Source organism: Achromobacter veterisilvae (genome assembly GCF_900496975.1).
GTDB classification, from domain to species: Bacteria; Pseudomonadota; Gammaproteobacteria; order Burkholderiales; family Burkholderiaceae_B; genus Achromobacter; species Achromobacter veterisilvae.
In genome coordinates this window covers 95,166-109,599 of sequence record NZ_UFQC01000016.1, presented here as the reverse complement: position 1 = coordinate 109,599, position 14,434 = coordinate 95,166, and the positions used below count along the sequence as shown (strand labels likewise).

Genomic DNA, 14,434 nt, shown 5'->3' with positions numbered 1-14,434 from the left:
CGCCGCGCGGGCCCGGGACCTCCTGTACACCATTTCAGGAGAGGTACCGACATGTCTGCCCCGATATCCAACGTCCGTCCCGATCCCGACCAGGTCCTGGTCGATATCGCGGACTACGTACTGAACTATGAAATCCAGGGCGGCCTGGCCTACGAGACCGCCCGCAACTGCCTGATCGACACGCTGGGCTGCGGCCTGGAAGCGCTGGAGTATCCGGCTTGCAGGAAACTGCTGGGGCCGGTGGTGCCGGGCACCGTCGTGCCCCACGGCGCCAAAGTGCCCGGCACCCAGTTCCAGTTGGACCCGGTACAAGCCGCGTTCAACATCGGCACGATGATCCGCTGGCTGGACTTCAACGACACCTGGCTGGCCGCCGAATGGGGCCACCCGTCGGACAATCTCGGCGGCATCCTGGCCACCGCCGACTGGCTGTCGCGTACCGCCGTCGCGGCCGGCAAGCCGCCGCTCCTGATGCGCGACGTGCTGACCGGTATGATCAAGGCGCACGAAATCCAGGGCTGCATCGCGCTGGAGAACTCCTTCAACAAGGTCGGCCTGGACCACGTCGTGCTGGTCAAGGTGGCGTCCACCGCCGTCGTGGCGCAGATGCTCGGCCTGGACCGCGACGAAGTGATCAACGCGGTGTCGCTTGCCTGGGTCGACGGGCAGAGCCTGCGCACCTACCGCCACGCGCCCAACACCGGCAGCCGCAAGAGCTGGGCCGCCGGCGACGCCACCAGCCGCGCGGTGCGCCTGGCGCTGATCGCCAAGACCGGCGAAATGGGCTACCCGTCCGTGCTGACGGCCAGGACCTGGGGCTTCTACGACGTGCTCTTCAAGGGCCAGCCATTCAAGTTCCAGCGCCCCTACGGCAGCTACGTGATGGAGAACGTGCTGTTCAAGATCTCGTTCCCGGCCGAATTCCATGCGCAGACCGCCGTCGAATGCGCCATGGACATCCACCGGCAACTGCAGGCCGCGGGCAAGCGCCCCGAGGACATCGCGAAGATCACGATCCGCACCCACGAGGCTTGCATCCGCATCATCGACAAACAGGGTCCGCTCGCCAACCCGGCCGACCGGGACCACTGCATCCAGTACATGGTGGCCGTGCCGGTGCTGTTCGGGCGCCTGACCGCGGGCGACTACGAAGACTCGGTCGCCCGGGATCCGCGTATCGACGCGCTGCGCGACCGGATCGTCTGCGTCGAGGATCCGGCCTACACCCGGGACTACCACGATCCCGACAAGCGCTCCATCGCCAACGCGCTGACCGTGGAGTTCAACGACGGCACCCGCCTGGACGAGGTCGTCTGCGAATACCCCATCGGCCACAAGCGCCGCCGCGCCGAAGGCATCCCGCTGTTGGAAGCCAAGTTCCGCACCAATCTGGCCCGCATGTTCCCGGCCCGGCAGCAAAACCGCATCCTGGACGCGTCGCTGGACCAGCGGACGCTGGAAGCCATGCCGGTGCACGAATACGTGGACCTGTACGTAATCTGAGCCACCGCCACGGCCCATGGGAAGGATCGTAGGATGGGTGGAGCGCGGCAGTTCCTGGGTAAGAACCTCGATGCTGAACGCGCGCAACCCATGCGGCCGTGGGCAGACGGTGCTCTGCATCGGCTGGAAAACCGTCGATTGCGGCCGCATGGGTTGCGCGCGCTGGATACTTGAGTTCTTGCCCAGGAACTGCCGCGCTCCACCCATCCTACGCGCACCGGAAGCATCCACAGCGCCGGCCTTACAATGCTGCTTTCCTCGGACGGATCGCGCCATGGCCATGCTTTGGGTCAAGACCTTTCATATTGTCTTTATCGCCTCCTGGTTTGCCGGCTTGTTCTACCTGCCGCGCATCTATGTGAACCTGGCGCAGCAGTCCGACCCCTCGGTGCAGGCGACGCTGCTGGGCATGGCCCGGCGCCTGTACCGCTTCACCACCATCCTGGCCGTGGTCGCCGTGCTGTTCGGCATGTGGCTGTACCTGGGCTACGGCATCGGCGTGGGCCCCGGCAACGGCTGGATGCACGCCAAGCTCTTTTTCGTCCTGCTCGTGATCGGCTACCATCACGCCTGTGGCTCGATGCTGCGCAAATTCGAACAGGGCAAGAACACCCGTTCGCACAAGTTCTATCGCTGGTTCAACGAAGTTCCCGTCTTGCTGCTCTTGGTGGTGGTGGCGCTGGTCGTCGTCAAACCCTTCTGATTCCCCCTACCTCTGCACATTCGCCAGGATTCGTATGTCCTCAGATGAACAGGACCGTCCGCGCAAGACGCTGACGATCAAGAAAACCGCGCGCGACGCGCATGCCGAAGCCGCGCCCAAGCGCGTGCGCACCGGAGCCCGCGCCCGCCTGGTCGCGCAGAACGAGCGCACCAAGGACAACCTCGAGCGCCAGAAAGACCCTGAAGGCTATCAACGCCGCCAGCAGGAATCCGCGCGCGGCCCGGGCAAGTCCCCGGCCCCGGGCAAGCGCGGCCCCGCCGGCCGGGAACAGGATGCCCGCGGCTCCGCGAGCCGCGCCGATGGCCGCCGCGGCGACAGCCCGCGGCGCGACGCCGCCCCCGGTTCGCGTTCCGGCCGCGCACCGCAGCGCGCGCCGCGCCTGGACGACCAGTACATCGCGCCCGCCACGCCGGCCGGACGCTTCTACGACCCGTTCGAGGACGACGGCCCCGCGCCCGAATACCTGGCGGAACCCGAAGACGCCCACGCGGCGGAACTCGCCGGCGAACGCGAACCCATCGTGGAAATCCGCGGCCGCCGCCCGCGCGAAACGCGCCAGGCGGAGGTGTTCCCGATTTTCGCCCCCTGCCCCCAGGGGCTGGAAGAAGCGCTGACGGCGGAAATGCAGGCGCTGGGCTTCGAAGACGCGCAGGTCGGCCGCGCCGGCTGTTCCTTCACCGCCGACTGGTCGGGCGTGCAGCGCGCCAATCTGTATTCGCGCCTGGCGACCCGCATCCTGGTGCAGGTCGCGCATGCCGAGATCTCGCACGAAGACGACATCCTGGACCTGGCCCGCGACACGCCCTGGGAACGCTGGTTCGGCGCCGAACAGACGCTGCGCGTGGACACCTCGGCCATCAAGAGCCCGGTTCAAAGCCTGCAATACTGCAATCTGCGCGCCAAGGACGGCATCTGCGACCGCCTGCGCGAACTCGAAGGCGAGCGCCCCAGCATCGACACGGTGCGGCCGGACGCGCGCGTGCACCTGTTCCTGACCGGCCACACCGCGACGCTGTACCTGGACACCTCGGGCGAATCCCTGTTCAAGCGCGGCTGGCGCCTGGACAAGGGCGAGGCGCCGCTGCGCGAGAACCTGGCCGCCGGCATGCTCGCGCTGGCGGGCTGGGACCCGTCGGCCCCGCTGCTGGACCCGTTCTGCGGCTCGGGCACCATCCTCATCGAGGGCGCCTGGATCGCCCTGGGCGTACCTCCCGGCATCTCCCGCCCCTTCGGTTTCGAACGCCTGCGCGGCCACGACGCCTACCGCTGGCGCGATCTGAAGGACGACGCCCGCTCGCGCATCCTGCCCCAGTTGGACGCGCCGCTGGTCGGCTACGACCTGGACCCCCAGGCCATCGAATTCGCCCGCAACAACGCCGAGCGCGCCTGGCTGACGGCCGATTCGATCCGCTTCGAAGTCGGCGACGCCCGCCACATCACGGCTCCCGCCGACCATGGCTGGATCGTCACCAACCCGCCTTACGGCGAACGCATGGGGACGGAACAGGACCCGGACCTCTGGCGCGACTGGGCGGCCTGCCTGAAGCGCAATTTCGCCGGCTGGCAGCTACATGCCATCACCAGCGACATGACCCTGCCCAACCAGATGCGCCTGAAGCCCAAGCGCCGGGTTCCCCTGCACAACGGTTCGCTGGACTGCCGCCTGTTCGGTTTCGAACTGGTCGCGGCCGGCTACCGCGACGCCTGAGCGCGGCCGTCTCGCGGGGCGGCCCTGGCGCCGCCCCCTTCGCGCCATCCCCCGCCACGCGTTGTAAAAGCGCCGCAACATGGTGCGCGTATCTTTGCTTATGGTGCCCCGCGGCGCCGTTTTGGGGCATCATCGAACCAAGGTGTTGCCAATATGCACCGGCCCCTTGCACACGACCAGGGTTAACCCTATAATTCGGGTTATCCCTAGTAGCTAAACAAATGTGCAAGCCCGTGGAGGCTATTGTGATCAACCCGAACAACACCATCCGCCTGACCGACGAACTCGAGCGCCAACTGATGCTCCAGGCTATTGAAGAACAATTCCGTCCGCACCCGATGCGGGCGCTGGCCGCAGGCCTGCGTAAGCTGGCCCACGGCGTCAAGGCCCTGGCCGGCAAGACGAGCGCCAAGAACGCGCACTCCGCCGCCTGAGCAAGGCCCCAGGCCTTCGGGCCTGAACAGTTTTCCCCTTGGGGGCTGCACAGCCCCTTTTATAGACCCGCCCTTACCGGCGGGTTTTTTTTGCCCCCACGCTGCGCCCGCTTCGCGGGCTTGCTGCCCCCCGAGGGGGCTGGCCCGCCTTGGGGCGGCCCGGCGGCGGGCCGGCCATTCTTGCGCAGGCCGGATAGGACTCCACGCGACGCCCGCTTCGCGGGCTTGCTGCCCCCCGAGGGGGTTGGCCCGCCTTGGGGCGGCCCGGCGGCGGGCCGGCCATTTTTGCGCAGGCCGGATAGGACCCCCACGCGACGCGCGCGTTGCGCGCTTGCTGCCCCCCGGGGGGGCTGGCCCGCCTTGGGGCGGCCCGGCATTCCCGGGCATAATACGCGTCCATGACCGACGCCCATCTCGACCAGACTCCCAATCGGCTGCGCCGATTCGCCTGCATGATGTACGAAGCCGTGCTGCTGTTCGGCGTGGTTTTCCTTGCCGGATACCTGATGGACACCCTCACCCAGAGCAAGAACGCCCTGGATCTGCGTCCGGTCCGGCAAGCCTGGCTGTTCGTCGCGATCGGCGCGTACTTCGTGCTCTGCTGGCGCCGCCGCGGCCAGACGCTGCCCATGAAGACCTGGAACATCCGGCTGGTCGACCGCGACGGCAATACCCCGTCCACCTCCCGGCTCGTCCTGCGCTATATCCTGGTCTGGCCCCTGGTGCTGGCCGGCGCCGCCGTGGTCTGGGCGGCGGCCAGCGCCAGCGGCTGGCCGTCGATGGACATGTTCATCGTCGCCGCGCCCTTCACTATCTTCATCTGGTCGTGGTTCGACCCCGACGGCCAGTTCCTGCACGACCGCATCCTGGGCACGCGGCTGCGCAATGCGCCGCAGCGCAACAAGGCGCGCCAGGCGGGCATGGGCAAGGCCTGAGCCGGCCCGCCCGCGGCGAGCCGTCACAACAGCGTCACGGATTCTTCATATCCCGGTCATCGCCGGGTGGTTTCATTCCCAGGCATGACCACAGCCCTTGGGGAAGCGACCGTGAACGAAATCCACCCTGCGCACTGGCGCGCCCTCTGGATTTCCGATATTCACCTGGGCACCGCCGGGTGCAAGGCGGAATTCCTGCTCGATTTCCTGGACCACAACGATTCGGACACCCTGTACCTGGTGGGGGACATCGTCGACGGCTGGCAGTTGCGCAAGCACTGGCACTGGCCCCGCGCCCACAACGACGTCATCCAGCGGATCCTGCGCAAGGCGCGCAACGGCACCCGGGTCGTGTTCATCCCCGGCAACCATGACGAATTCGCGCGCGAGTTCGCCGGCTATGCCTTCGGCGACATCGAGATCCTCGACGAGGACGTGCACGTCACCGCCAAGGGCTTGCGGCTGCTGGTGCTGCACGGCGACCAGTTCGACGGAGTGATCCAGCACAGCCGCTGGCTGGCGCACCTGGGCGACGGACTCTACCAGTTGGCGCTGTGGATCAACCACCATTTCAACCGGCTGCGCCACCGGCTGGGGCTGCACTACTGGTCCCTGTCGCAATACCTGAAGCACAAGGTCAAGAACGCCGTGTCCTTCATCACCGACTTCGAGGAAGCGCTGGCGGGCGAAGCGCGGCGCCGCGGCCTGGACGGCGTGGTCTGCGGCCACATCCACAAGGCCGAACTGCGGGACGTGGGCGGGATCCTCTACTGCAACGACGGAGACTGGGTGGAGAGCCTGTCGGCGCTGGGCGAAACCCACGACGGCCAGCTCCAGTTACTGGACTGGGGCGCCATCCAGGCCGAGCGCCGGGCCGGGCCCGCTCCCCGTCCTCCGCGCTCCCTGACCCTGCCCGCCCTGCCCTCCGCACTACGCCGCCAAGGCAAACATCCGTGATAACCCGTATGCGTCCCCGTTACGCAACGGGGATGTTGCAGTTCACGGCCCTCTAGGTCATGCTTGCATCTGGGGCAACGGGCGATCTGACCCGTTCACGCTGCAACATGCTCACAACATAGGGCCATGAACGACCAATATCAGGCGCTCTACCAAACATTCCGCTGGCTGGTACCCACCCAGTTCAACATCGCGGAAGCGTGCTGCCACCGCTGGGCGTCCAGCAGTCCGGATGCGCGGCGCATCGCCATCTACTACGAAGACGAATCCGGCAACCGCGAGGTCTGGACCTATGCCCGTCTGGCGGAAGCGGCCAACCAGTTGGCGAACGGCCTGATCAAAATGGGCGTGGGCCGCGGCGACCGGGTGGGTGTGGTTTTAGGACAACGCCCCGAGACCGTCGTCGCCCACATGGCCATCTACAGCGTCGGCGCCGTGGTGCTGCCGCTGTCCGCCCTGTTCGGCCCGGAAGCCCTGGAAAGCCGCCTGCGCGACTCCGAAGCCCGGGTCGCGATCGTGGACTACGCCTCCAGCGCGAACCTGCTGTCCGTCAGCGACGACTGCCCTGCCCTGCAACAAATCATCGGCATCGGCTTCGCGGACGAACGCGTGCTGCCCTGGCGCAGCCTGCTGGCCCGCCAGCCCAGCGAATTCAAGGCCGTCCAGACCCGCTCGTCGGATCCGGCCATCCTGCTCTATACCTCCGGCACCACCGGCGCGCCCAAGGGCGCCCTGCTGCCGCACAGTGTGCTGATCGGCAACCTGCCGGGCTTCGTGGCCTCGCAGGACTGGTTCCCCAAGCCCGGGGACGTGTTCTGGTCGCCCGCCGACTGGGCCTGGACGGGCGGCATGATGGACGCCCTGCTGCCCACGCTCTACTTCGGGCACGCCATCGTCGGCACGCGCGGCCGCTTTTCCGTCGAGCGCGCGTTCGAACTCATGGAGCGCTACCAGGTCACCAATACCTTCCTGTTCCCCACCGCGCTGAAAATGATGATGAAGGCGGTGCCGGAGCCGCGCAACCGCTACCAGCTCGCGCTGCGTTCCATCATGAGCGCCGGCGAAAGCGTGGGCGAAAGCGTGTTCGGATGGTGCCAGTCCGCGCTGGGCGTGACGCCCAACGAGATGTTCGGCCAGACCGAAATGAACTACGTGGTGGGCAACAGCCAGAAGCGCTGGCCCGCCAAGCCCGGCAGCATGGGCCGTCCCTATCCGGGCCACAACGTCGCGGTGCTGGACGAGGACGGCAAGCCGGTGGCCCCCGGCGGCACCGGCGAGATCGCCGTCAACCGCCTGGACATCCACGGCTACCCCGACCCGGTGATGTTCCTGGGCTACTGGCGCAACGAAGCCGCCACGCAGGCCAAGTTCAAGGGCGACTGGTGCCTGACGGGCGACCTCGCCACCGTGGATGCCGACGGCTACCTCTGGTACGCGGGCCGGGCGGACGACGTCTTCAAGTCCGCCGGCTACCGGATCGGCCCCGGGGAAATCGAAAGCTGCCTGGTCGGGCACCCCGCCGTGGCCAACGCCGCGGTCGTGCCCAAGCCGGACGCCGAACGCGGCGCCCTGGTCAAGGCCTACGTGGTGCTGACCCCGGAATTCGCGCAGCGCGACCGCAACGACATCATCGAGAACCTGCAGGAACACGTGCGCGAGCGCCTGGCCCCCTACGAGTACCCGAAGGAGATCGAATTCGTCGACGAGCTGCCCATGACGACCACCGGTAAAATCCAACGCCGCATCCTGCGCCAGCGCGAAGAAGACCTCGCGCGGACCGCCGCAGACACTACAGACGCGCCGCAGGCCCCGCAGGCCTGACGCCGCAACCGGAGAGACCCAAGGCATGCCCATCTACCAGCTCGACGACCTGATCCCCCGCATCGACCCCGCGGCCTACGTGGCCGACAGCGCCGACATCATCGGCAACGTCACGCTGGAGGCCGGCGTCAGCATCTGGTCGAACGTGTCGATCCGGGGCGACAACGACGCCATCCTGATCCGCCAGGGCAGCAATATCCAGGAAGGCAGCGTGCTGCACGTGGACGCGGGCTGTCCCATGACCGTCGGCCCCAACGTCACGGTGGGCCACCAGGCCATGCTGCACGGCTGCACCATCCACGAGGGCGCGCTGGTGGGCATGCAGGCCATCGTGCTGAACAACGCGGTCATCGGCCGCAACTGCCTGATCGGCGCCGGGGCCATCATCCCCGAAGACCGCGTCATCCCGGACAATTCCCTGGTGATCGGCATCGGCAAGGTCGTCCGCGAACTCTCGGACGAGGAAATCGCCAACATGCACAAGAACACCGCCCACTACGTGGCGCGGGGCCAACACTACAAGACCGCCCTGAAGCGGATCGCCTGAACGCTCCCCCGCGGCGCCCCAGCCCCTGCTGCCGGCAGGGGAATTTGGCCCGCCCGATCGGCTAACATTCCCCCATGACCGATCAGCTCAAAAAATACCTTACCGAAGACCGCAGCGTCCGCGTCCAGGCCGTGCGCCTGGAAGCCACCTGGAAGGCCGTGCAGGCCAACCACGACTACCCGCCCGCCATCACCAACCTGCTGGGCGAACTGGTGGCGGCGTCCACCCTGCTGGCCGCCAACATCAAGTTCGACGGCTCGCTGGTGCTGCAGATCCAGGGCGACGGCCCCATCGCCCTGCTGGTGGTGGAATGCCGCCACGACCTCAGCCTGCGCGCCACCGTCAAGATGCGCGAGGGGCACGAAGTCCCCACCGACGGCGATATGCAAAGCCTGCTGAACCCGGGTGGAAACGGCCGTTTCATCGTGGTGCTGGACCCCCAGCGCAAGCTCCCCGGCCAGCAGGCCTACCAGGGCATCGTGCCCCTGGAAGGCGACACCGTGGCCGAGGCGCTGCAACACTACATGAAGGCCTCCGAACAGCTCGACACCCGCCTGTGGCTGGCGGCCGACGCCGGCCATGCCGCCGGCATGCTCGCCCAGCGCCTGCCGCACCACGGCGGCTCCGAGGCGCCCGTGCTGACCCCGCAGGACGCCGCCGAAACCTGGGACCGCGTCTGCGCGCTGGCGGGCACCCTGCAGCGCGACGAACTGCTGGCCACCGAGATCGACAAACTGGTCCACCGACTGTTCTGGGAAGAGACCCTGCTGGCCTTCGATCCGCTGGAGGTGCGCTGGCACTGTCCCTGCACCCGCGAACGCGTGGCCAACATGCTGCGCTCGCTGGGCGAAGAGGAAATCCAGGACATCCTGGCCGAACGCGGTGAAGTGGACGTGTCCTGCGATTTCTGCGGCAAACCGTACAAGTTCGACGCCGTCGACTGCGCCGCCCTGTTCTCGCCGAACCCGCCGCCCGCCGGGGACGCGCCTCCTACCGTCCACTGACGCGCGCCGGCGGCCCGGCCGCCGCGGCGTTTCCATCACACCGGATTGTCCTCATCGACAGGCGGTCATGCCCGCGCCAGACTGCGCAGCCATGACCGCCTTTTTTCCTGCCCCGCCCCGCCGCCGGCAACGCGGCGCCGCCGCCATCGAGTTCGCGGTGGCGGCGGCCGTCGTGCTGCTGCTGGGCCTGCTGGCGGTCGAGGCCGCCCATTGGCAGGGCGCGCGCCAGATGGCCCACCTGGCGCTGACGGAAGCGGCGCGCGCCGGCGCCACCGCCCACGGCGACCCGGCGCGCATGCGCGCGGCCTTTCTGCGGGCCCTGTTGCCGCGCCATGCGTCCTCGCGGGGCCAGGCCGACGCCCGGCGCCGCCAGGCGGACGCCCAGGCCGGACTCGCGGCCATTTCAGGCATGCACCCCTGGCGCATCGAAGTGCTGCTTCCGGACGAACGTTCCTTCCGCGAGCATGCCCGGCCGGGCCTGCGCATCGCCGCCGCAGCAGGCTTGCGGGCGATCGACAACGACTACCAGGACCTGCAGCATGCCCGCCGGCCGCCCCGGCCGGGCGGCCAGAGCATATTCCAGGCCAACACGCTGAAGTTGCGGCTGACCTATCTGCACAAGCCGCTGCTGCCGCCGCTGCGGGCCCTGCTGGCGGTGCTGGGGCGCGACGGCGCCGGCTACGCGGGCCGCGCGCAGGCCCGGGGCCTGCTGCCCATTCAGGTCGAACTGGAAACGGAAATGCACTCGCATCCGGCCGATTGGGCGCGCAGGGCGCCGCCGCCCGCCGGCATCGTGTACGGCGAGTGCCGCAGCGTGCGCTGCGGCTGAGCGGAACGGAAAATGGACGCGGGAACGCGGGCGGCGGTCAGTGCCGCGCGTTCGCCGGATTGGAGGGTTTGGGCGCCGGGGCGGACGCCCGGGTGGCCGGCGCGCCGGCGCGCGCGGCGGGCCTGGCGGCGGGTTCGGCCGCCAGGGACGCGCCGCCCGCGGGCGCGGGCGTGTTCTGCGGCAGGATGTGCACGAACACTTCGCCCTCGCGCATCATGCCCAGTTCGCCGCGGGCCCGCTCCTCGATGGCGCCGGAGCCGCCTTCCAGGTCGCGCACTTCCGCTTCGAGCGCGGCGTTGCGCGCGCGCAGGCCTTCGTTGGTCTCGCGCTGCTCCGCCACCTGGCGTTGCAGATCCCAGACCTTGAACCAGCCGCCCTTACCCAGCCACAGCGGGTATTGGATCAGGCCTAGCAGCACGAACAGCACCAGGAACAACAGGCGCATACGCGAGAACCCTCAGCAGTCGTGGCGTGGATGCGGCCCCGGGCTTGCGCCCCCGGGCCGCGCTTCATATCAACGCAGGTTGTAGAAAGCTTCCAGGCCGGGATACGACGCCACTTCAGCCAGCTCTTCCTCGATGCGCAGGAGCTGGTTGTACTTGGCCATGCGGTCCGAACGGGACAGCGAACCCGTCTTGATCTGCATGGCATTGGTCGCCACGGCGATGTCGGCGATGGTCGAGTCTTCGGTTTCGCCCGAACGGTGCGACACGACGGCGGTGTAGCCGGCGCGCTTGGCCATTTCGATGGCGGCGAAGGTTTCGGTCAGCGTGCCGATCTGGTTGATCTTGATGAGGATCGAGTTGGCGACGCCCTTCTGGATGCCTTCGCGCAGGATCTTGGTGTTGGTGACGAACAGGTCGTCGCCCACCAGTTGCACCTTCTTGCCCAACTGGTCGGTCAAGAGCTTCCAGCCTTCCCAGTCGTTTTCGGCCATGCCGTCTTCGATGGAAATAATGGGGTACTTGTCGCACCAGGTCGCCAGCAGGTTGGTGAACTCCTGCGAGGACAGCGAAATGCCGCCTTCGCCGGCCAGCGTGTACTTGCCGTCGCGGTAGAACTCGGAGCTGGCGCAATCCAGGCCCAGGGCGATCTGCGAGCCCGGCTCGTAGCCGGCTTCGGCGATGGCCTTCAGGATCAACTGGATGGCGGCTTCGTGGCTGGCCACGTTGGGCGCGAAACCGCCCTCGTCGCCCACGGCCGTGGACATGCCCTGGGCGTGGATCAGCTTCTTCAGCATGTGGAAAACTTCGGCGCCCCAGCGCAGGGCTTCGCGGAAGCTGCCCGCGCCCACCGGCAGGATCATCAGTTCCTGCAGGTCGAGCGTGTTGTTGGCGTGCGCGCCGCCGTTGATGACGTTCATCATCGGCACGGGCATGCTCATGGGGCCGCTGCCGCCGAAATAGCGGTAGAGCGACAGGCCGGATTCGTCGGCGGCGGCGCGGGCCACGGCCATCGAGGCCGCCAGGATCGCGTTGGCGCCCAGGCGTTCCTTGGACTCGGTGCCGTCCAGCTCGATCAGCGTGCGATCGACGAAGGTCTGTTCCTGGGCGTCCAGGCCCATCAGGGCTTCCGAGATTTCCGTATTCAGGTTCTCGACGGCGCGCAGCACGCCCTTGCCCAGATAACGGCCCTTGTCGCCGTCGCGCAGCTCGATGGCTTCGCGGGCGCCGGTGGAAGCGCCCGACGGCACGGCCGCGCGGCCCATGGCGCCGGATTCCAGCAGCACATCGCATTCCACGGTGGGGTTGCCGCGCGAATCCAGAATCTCGCGGCCGATGATATCGACGATTGCACTCATGACTTTACATTCCCTGAACGATAAACATATTCATCACGGCCGCGCCTTCGCGGGCATTGCGGGCGCGGCGGTACTGCCAGGAGTCGTAGAAGGCCTGGGCGGCGGCCATGGAGGGGAACTCCATGACGACGGTGCGGCCAGGCTTACGGCCCTCCAGGTGCTTGGACTCGCCGCCGCGCGCCAGGATCTTTGCATCGTACGCGCGCATGGCGAGCGTGGACAGACGCTTGTAATCCTCGTATTGCGCGGGCTTGGTCACTGTGACGTCGGCGATGAGGTAAGCACTCATGGGGTTCCTTCAGGACAGTTGCGTTGGTTTCGGTCTGGCGCCGGATACGGCGATGCCGCCAGTGTCGCGCAGGCGATCCGGCGACACATATCCGATGCTAATCGGTTGTATCTGAAAGAAGCGCCGCCGTACAGGGCGGCGCTGGGGCGGCGGCCCGCGGTCCCGAAGATCCGCACGCGGAACTCGAGACCGCAGGCGCCCATTACGCCTCCTGGCCGCGGCGAGCCTTCTGCTCGATGGCGGCGCGGATATAGCTGGAGAACAACGGGTGGCCGTCACGCGGGGTGGACGTGAACTCCGGGTGGAACTGCACGCCCACGAACCACGGGTGGTTGGGCAATTCCATCATTTCCGGCAGGTTCTCGGTCGGCGTGCGGGCGCTGATCACCATGCCGGCCTCTTCGAGGCGGGGTACGTAGACGTTGTTGACTTCGTAACGGTGGCGGTGGCGCTCGTTCACCTCGTCGCCGTAGATGGCCTGCGCGCGGGTGCCGGGCTTGATCGGCACGCGCTGCGCGCCCTTGCGCATCGTCCCGCCCAGGTCGGAGGAATTGTCACGCTTTTCGACCTTGCCTTCGCGGTCCATCCACTCGGTGATCAGGGCCACCACGGGGTGCGGGGCGGAGGGATCGAATTCCGTGCTGTTGGCGCCGCCCAGGCCGGCGACGTGGCGCGCGAACTCGATGACGGCCAGTTGCATGCCCAGGCAGATGCCCAGGTACGGCACGCCGTTTTCACGGGCGTAGCGGATGGCGGCGATCTTGCCCTCGGTGCCGCGCTTGCCGAAGCCGCCCGGCACCAGGATGGCGTCCAGGTGCTTGAGCTGGTCGGTGCCGCGGGTCTCGATGTCTTCCGAGTCGATGTATTCGATCTTGATCTTCGAGCGCGTATGGATGCCGGCGTGAACCAGGGCTTCCGTGAGCGACTTGTACGATTCGGTCAGGTCGACGTACTTGCCGACCATGCCGATGGTTAGCTCGTGCTGGGGGTGTTCCAGCGCTTCGACCAGGTTGTCCCACATGGACAGGTCGGCCGGCGGCGGGGTCAGGCCCAGCGCTTCGCAGACGATGTTGTCCACGCCCTGCTTGTGCAGCATGGCCGGGATTTTGTAGATCGAATCGGCGTCCCAGACGGAAACCACCGCGTCCAGGGGCACGTTGGAGAACATCGAGATCTTGGCGCGCTCGTCGTCCGGGATGCGGCGGTCGGCGCGGCACAGCAGCGCGTTCGGGTAGATGCCGATTTCGCGCAGTTTCTGCACCGAATGCTGCGTGGGCTTGGTCTTCAGTTCGCCGGCGGAGGCGATGAACGGCACCAGCGTCAGGTGCACGAACGCCGCATTGTTGCGGCCCATGCGCAGGCTCATCTGGCGCGCGGCTTCCAGGAACGGCAGGGACTCGATGTCGCCCACGGTGCCGCCGATTTCGACGATGGCGACGTCGGTGTTGCCGTTCCAGGCGGCGTCGGCGCCACGGGCGATGAAGTCCTGGATTTCATTGGTGATGTGCGGAATGACCTGGACGGTCTTGCCCAGGTAGTCGCCGCGGCGCTCTTTGCGGAGCACGGATTCGTAGATCTGGCCGGTGGTGAAGTTGTTCACCTTGTGCATCCGAGCGGAAATGAAACGCTCGTAGTGGCCGAGGTCCAGGTCGGTTTCGGCGCCGTCTTCGGTGACGAAAACCTCGCCATGCTGGAACGGGCTCATGGTGCCCGGGTCGACGTTGATGTACGGATCGAGTTTCAGCATGGTGACTTGCAGGCCACGCGACTCGAGGATGGCGGCAAGCGACGCAGCGGCGATGCCCTTGCCCAGGGAAGACACCACACCGCCGGTGACAAATACGTATTTGGTCATCGTAATGAGCACCCGGGACGAGCGGGC

At 67.4% G+C, this 14,434-nt stretch carries 14 protein-coding genes; 10 read left to right on the top strand and 4 right to left on the bottom strand.

The features are described from left to right. Nucleotides 1-51 precede the first annotated feature (51 nt). From AVE30378_RS16635 to AVE30378_RS16590, 10 genes are all read left to right on the top strand, one after another. Nucleotides 52-1,503: a bifunctional 2-methylcitrate dehydratase/aconitate hydratase gene (locus tag AVE30378_RS16635; protein WP_129241973.1), complete on the top strand. Its 1,452-nt coding sequence runs from the start codon at nucleotides 52-54 to the stop codon at nucleotides 1,501-1,503. 274 nt (nucleotides 1,504-1,777) lie between these two features. Then, complete coding sequence (locus tag AVE30378_RS16630) at nucleotides 1,778-2,206, top strand: CopD family protein (RefSeq protein WP_208742400.1); 429 nt, start codon at nucleotides 1,778-1,780, stop codon at nucleotides 2,204-2,206. Nucleotides 2,207-2,240: 34 nt separating this feature from the next. After that, a complete protein-coding gene (locus tag AVE30378_RS16625) occupies nucleotides 2,241-3,935 on the top strand; it encodes a THUMP domain-containing protein (RefSeq protein WP_129241972.1) in 1,695 nt (564 codons plus the stop codon). Nucleotides 3,936-4,156: 221 nt separating this feature from the next. After that, nucleotides 4,157-4,369 (top strand): hypothetical protein, encoded by a 213-nt coding sequence (locus tag AVE30378_RS16620; RefSeq protein ID WP_244235071.1) that lies wholly within the window; start codon nucleotides 4,157-4,159, stop codon nucleotides 4,367-4,369. A 398-nt stretch (nucleotides 4,370-4,767) separates the two neighbouring features. Continuing rightward, nucleotides 4,768-5,304 carry an RDD family protein gene (locus AVE30378_RS16615; RefSeq protein ID WP_129241971.1) on the top strand — a complete coding sequence of 179 codons (537 nt, stop codon included), beginning with the start codon at nucleotides 4,768-4,770 and terminating at the stop codon, nucleotides 5,302-5,304. An 84-nt stretch (nucleotides 5,305-5,388) separates the two neighbouring features. Beyond that, entirely contained in the window at nucleotides 5,389-6,261 is an 873-nt protein-coding gene (locus tag AVE30378_RS16610) for a UDP-2,3-diacylglucosamine diphosphatase (protein ID WP_129241970.1), read from the top strand. Nucleotides 6,262-6,387: 126 nt separating this feature from the next. Continuing rightward, nucleotides 6,388-8,082 carry an acetate--CoA ligase gene (locus tag AVE30378_RS16605; RefSeq protein ID WP_129241969.1) on the top strand — a complete coding sequence of 565 codons (1,695 nt, stop codon included), beginning with the start codon at nucleotides 6,388-6,390 and terminating at the stop codon, nucleotides 8,080-8,082. A gap of 25 nt (nucleotides 8,083-8,107) precedes the next feature. Beyond that, nucleotides 8,108-8,629: a gamma carbonic anhydrase family protein gene (locus AVE30378_RS16600; RefSeq protein WP_129241968.1), complete on the top strand. Its 522-nt coding sequence runs from the start codon at nucleotides 8,108-8,110 to the stop codon at nucleotides 8,627-8,629. Between the two features lie 74 nt (nucleotides 8,630-8,703). Further along, entirely contained in the window at nucleotides 8,704-9,633 is a 930-nt protein-coding gene (gene hslO, locus AVE30378_RS16595) for an Hsp33 family molecular chaperone HslO (protein ID WP_129241967.1), read from the top strand. A 91-nt stretch (nucleotides 9,634-9,724) separates the two neighbouring features. After that, on the top strand, nucleotides 9,725-10,462 hold the full coding sequence (locus AVE30378_RS16590) for a TadE/TadG family type IV pilus assembly protein (RefSeq protein ID WP_129241966.1): 738 nt from the start codon (nucleotides 9,725-9,727) through the stop codon (nucleotides 10,460-10,462). Nucleotides 10,463-10,499: 37 nt separating this feature from the next. On the opposite strand, the gene ftsB is transcribed toward AVE30378_RS16590, so the two are convergent. The 4 genes from ftsB to AVE30378_RS16565 form a co-directional block, all read right to left on the bottom strand. Further along, the gene (gene ftsB / locus AVE30378_RS16585; RefSeq protein ID WP_129241965.1) at nucleotides 10,500-10,907 is read right to left on the bottom strand and encodes a cell division protein FtsB; all 408 of its coding nucleotides are present in this window, start codon (nucleotides 10,905-10,907) and stop codon (nucleotides 10,500-10,502) included. A 69-nt stretch (nucleotides 10,908-10,976) separates the two neighbouring features. Next, a complete protein-coding gene (gene eno, locus AVE30378_RS16580; protein WP_129241964.1) occupies nucleotides 10,977-12,263 on the bottom strand; it encodes a phosphopyruvate hydratase in 1,287 nt (428 codons plus the stop codon). Nucleotides 12,264-12,267: 4 nt separating this feature from the next. Next, nucleotides 12,268-12,552, bottom strand: a complete 285-nt coding sequence (locus tag AVE30378_RS16575) for a DUF1330 domain-containing protein (protein ID WP_129241963.1) — start codon at nucleotides 12,550-12,552, stop codon at nucleotides 12,268-12,270. 202 nt (nucleotides 12,553-12,754) lie between these two features. After that, entirely contained in the window at nucleotides 12,755-14,407 is a 1,653-nt protein-coding gene (locus tag AVE30378_RS16565; protein ID WP_129241962.1) for a CTP synthase, read from the bottom strand. Nucleotides 14,408-14,434: the final 27 nt, after the last annotated feature.

What these genes read in the sequence shown, in the direction of transcription:
- AVE30378_RS16635 (WP_129241973.1), top strand. Translation starts at nt 52, where the DNA reads ATGTCTGCCCCGATATCCAACGTCCGTCCCGATCCCGACCAGGTCCTG.
- AVE30378_RS16630 (WP_208742400.1), top strand. Translation starts at nt 1,778, where the DNA reads ATGGCCATGCTTTGGGTCAAGACCTTTCATATTGTCTTTATCGCCTCC.
- AVE30378_RS16625 (WP_129241972.1), top strand. Translation starts at nt 2,241, where the DNA reads ATGTCCTCAGATGAACAGGACCGTCCGCGCAAGACGCTGACGATCAAG.
- AVE30378_RS16620 (WP_244235071.1), top strand. Translation starts at nt 4,157, where the DNA reads ATGTGCAAGCCCGTGGAGGCTATTGTGATCAACCCGAACAACACCATC.
- AVE30378_RS16615 (WP_129241971.1), top strand. Translation starts at nt 4,768, where the DNA reads ATGACCGACGCCCATCTCGACCAGACTCCCAATCGGCTGCGCCGATTC.
- AVE30378_RS16610 (WP_129241970.1), top strand. Translation starts at nt 5,389, where the DNA reads ATGACCACAGCCCTTGGGGAAGCGACCGTGAACGAAATCCACCCTGCG.
- AVE30378_RS16605 (WP_129241969.1), top strand. Translation starts at nt 6,388, where the DNA reads ATGAACGACCAATATCAGGCGCTCTACCAAACATTCCGCTGGCTGGTA.
- AVE30378_RS16600 (WP_129241968.1), top strand. Translation starts at nt 8,108, where the DNA reads ATGCCCATCTACCAGCTCGACGACCTGATCCCCCGCATCGACCCCGCG.
- hslO (WP_129241967.1), top strand. Translation starts at nt 8,704, where the DNA reads ATGACCGATCAGCTCAAAAAATACCTTACCGAAGACCGCAGCGTCCGC.
- AVE30378_RS16590 (WP_129241966.1), top strand. Translation starts at nt 9,725, where the DNA reads ATGACCGCCTTTTTTCCTGCCCCGCCCCGCCGCCGGCAACGCGGCGCC.
- ftsB (WP_129241965.1), bottom strand. Translation starts at nt 10,907, where the DNA reads ATGCGCCTGTTGTTCCTGGTGCTGTTCGTGCTGCTAGGCCTGATCCAA.
- eno (WP_129241964.1), bottom strand. Translation starts at nt 12,263, where the DNA reads ATGAGTGCAATCGTCGATATCATCGGCCGCGAGATTCTGGATTCGCGC.
- AVE30378_RS16575 (WP_129241963.1), bottom strand. Translation starts at nt 12,552, where the DNA reads ATGAGTGCTTACCTCATCGCCGACGTCACAGTGACCAAGCCCGCGCAA.
- AVE30378_RS16565 (WP_129241962.1), bottom strand. Translation starts at nt 14,407, where the DNA reads ATGACCAAATACGTATTTGTCACCGGCGGTGTGGTGTCTTCCCTGGGC.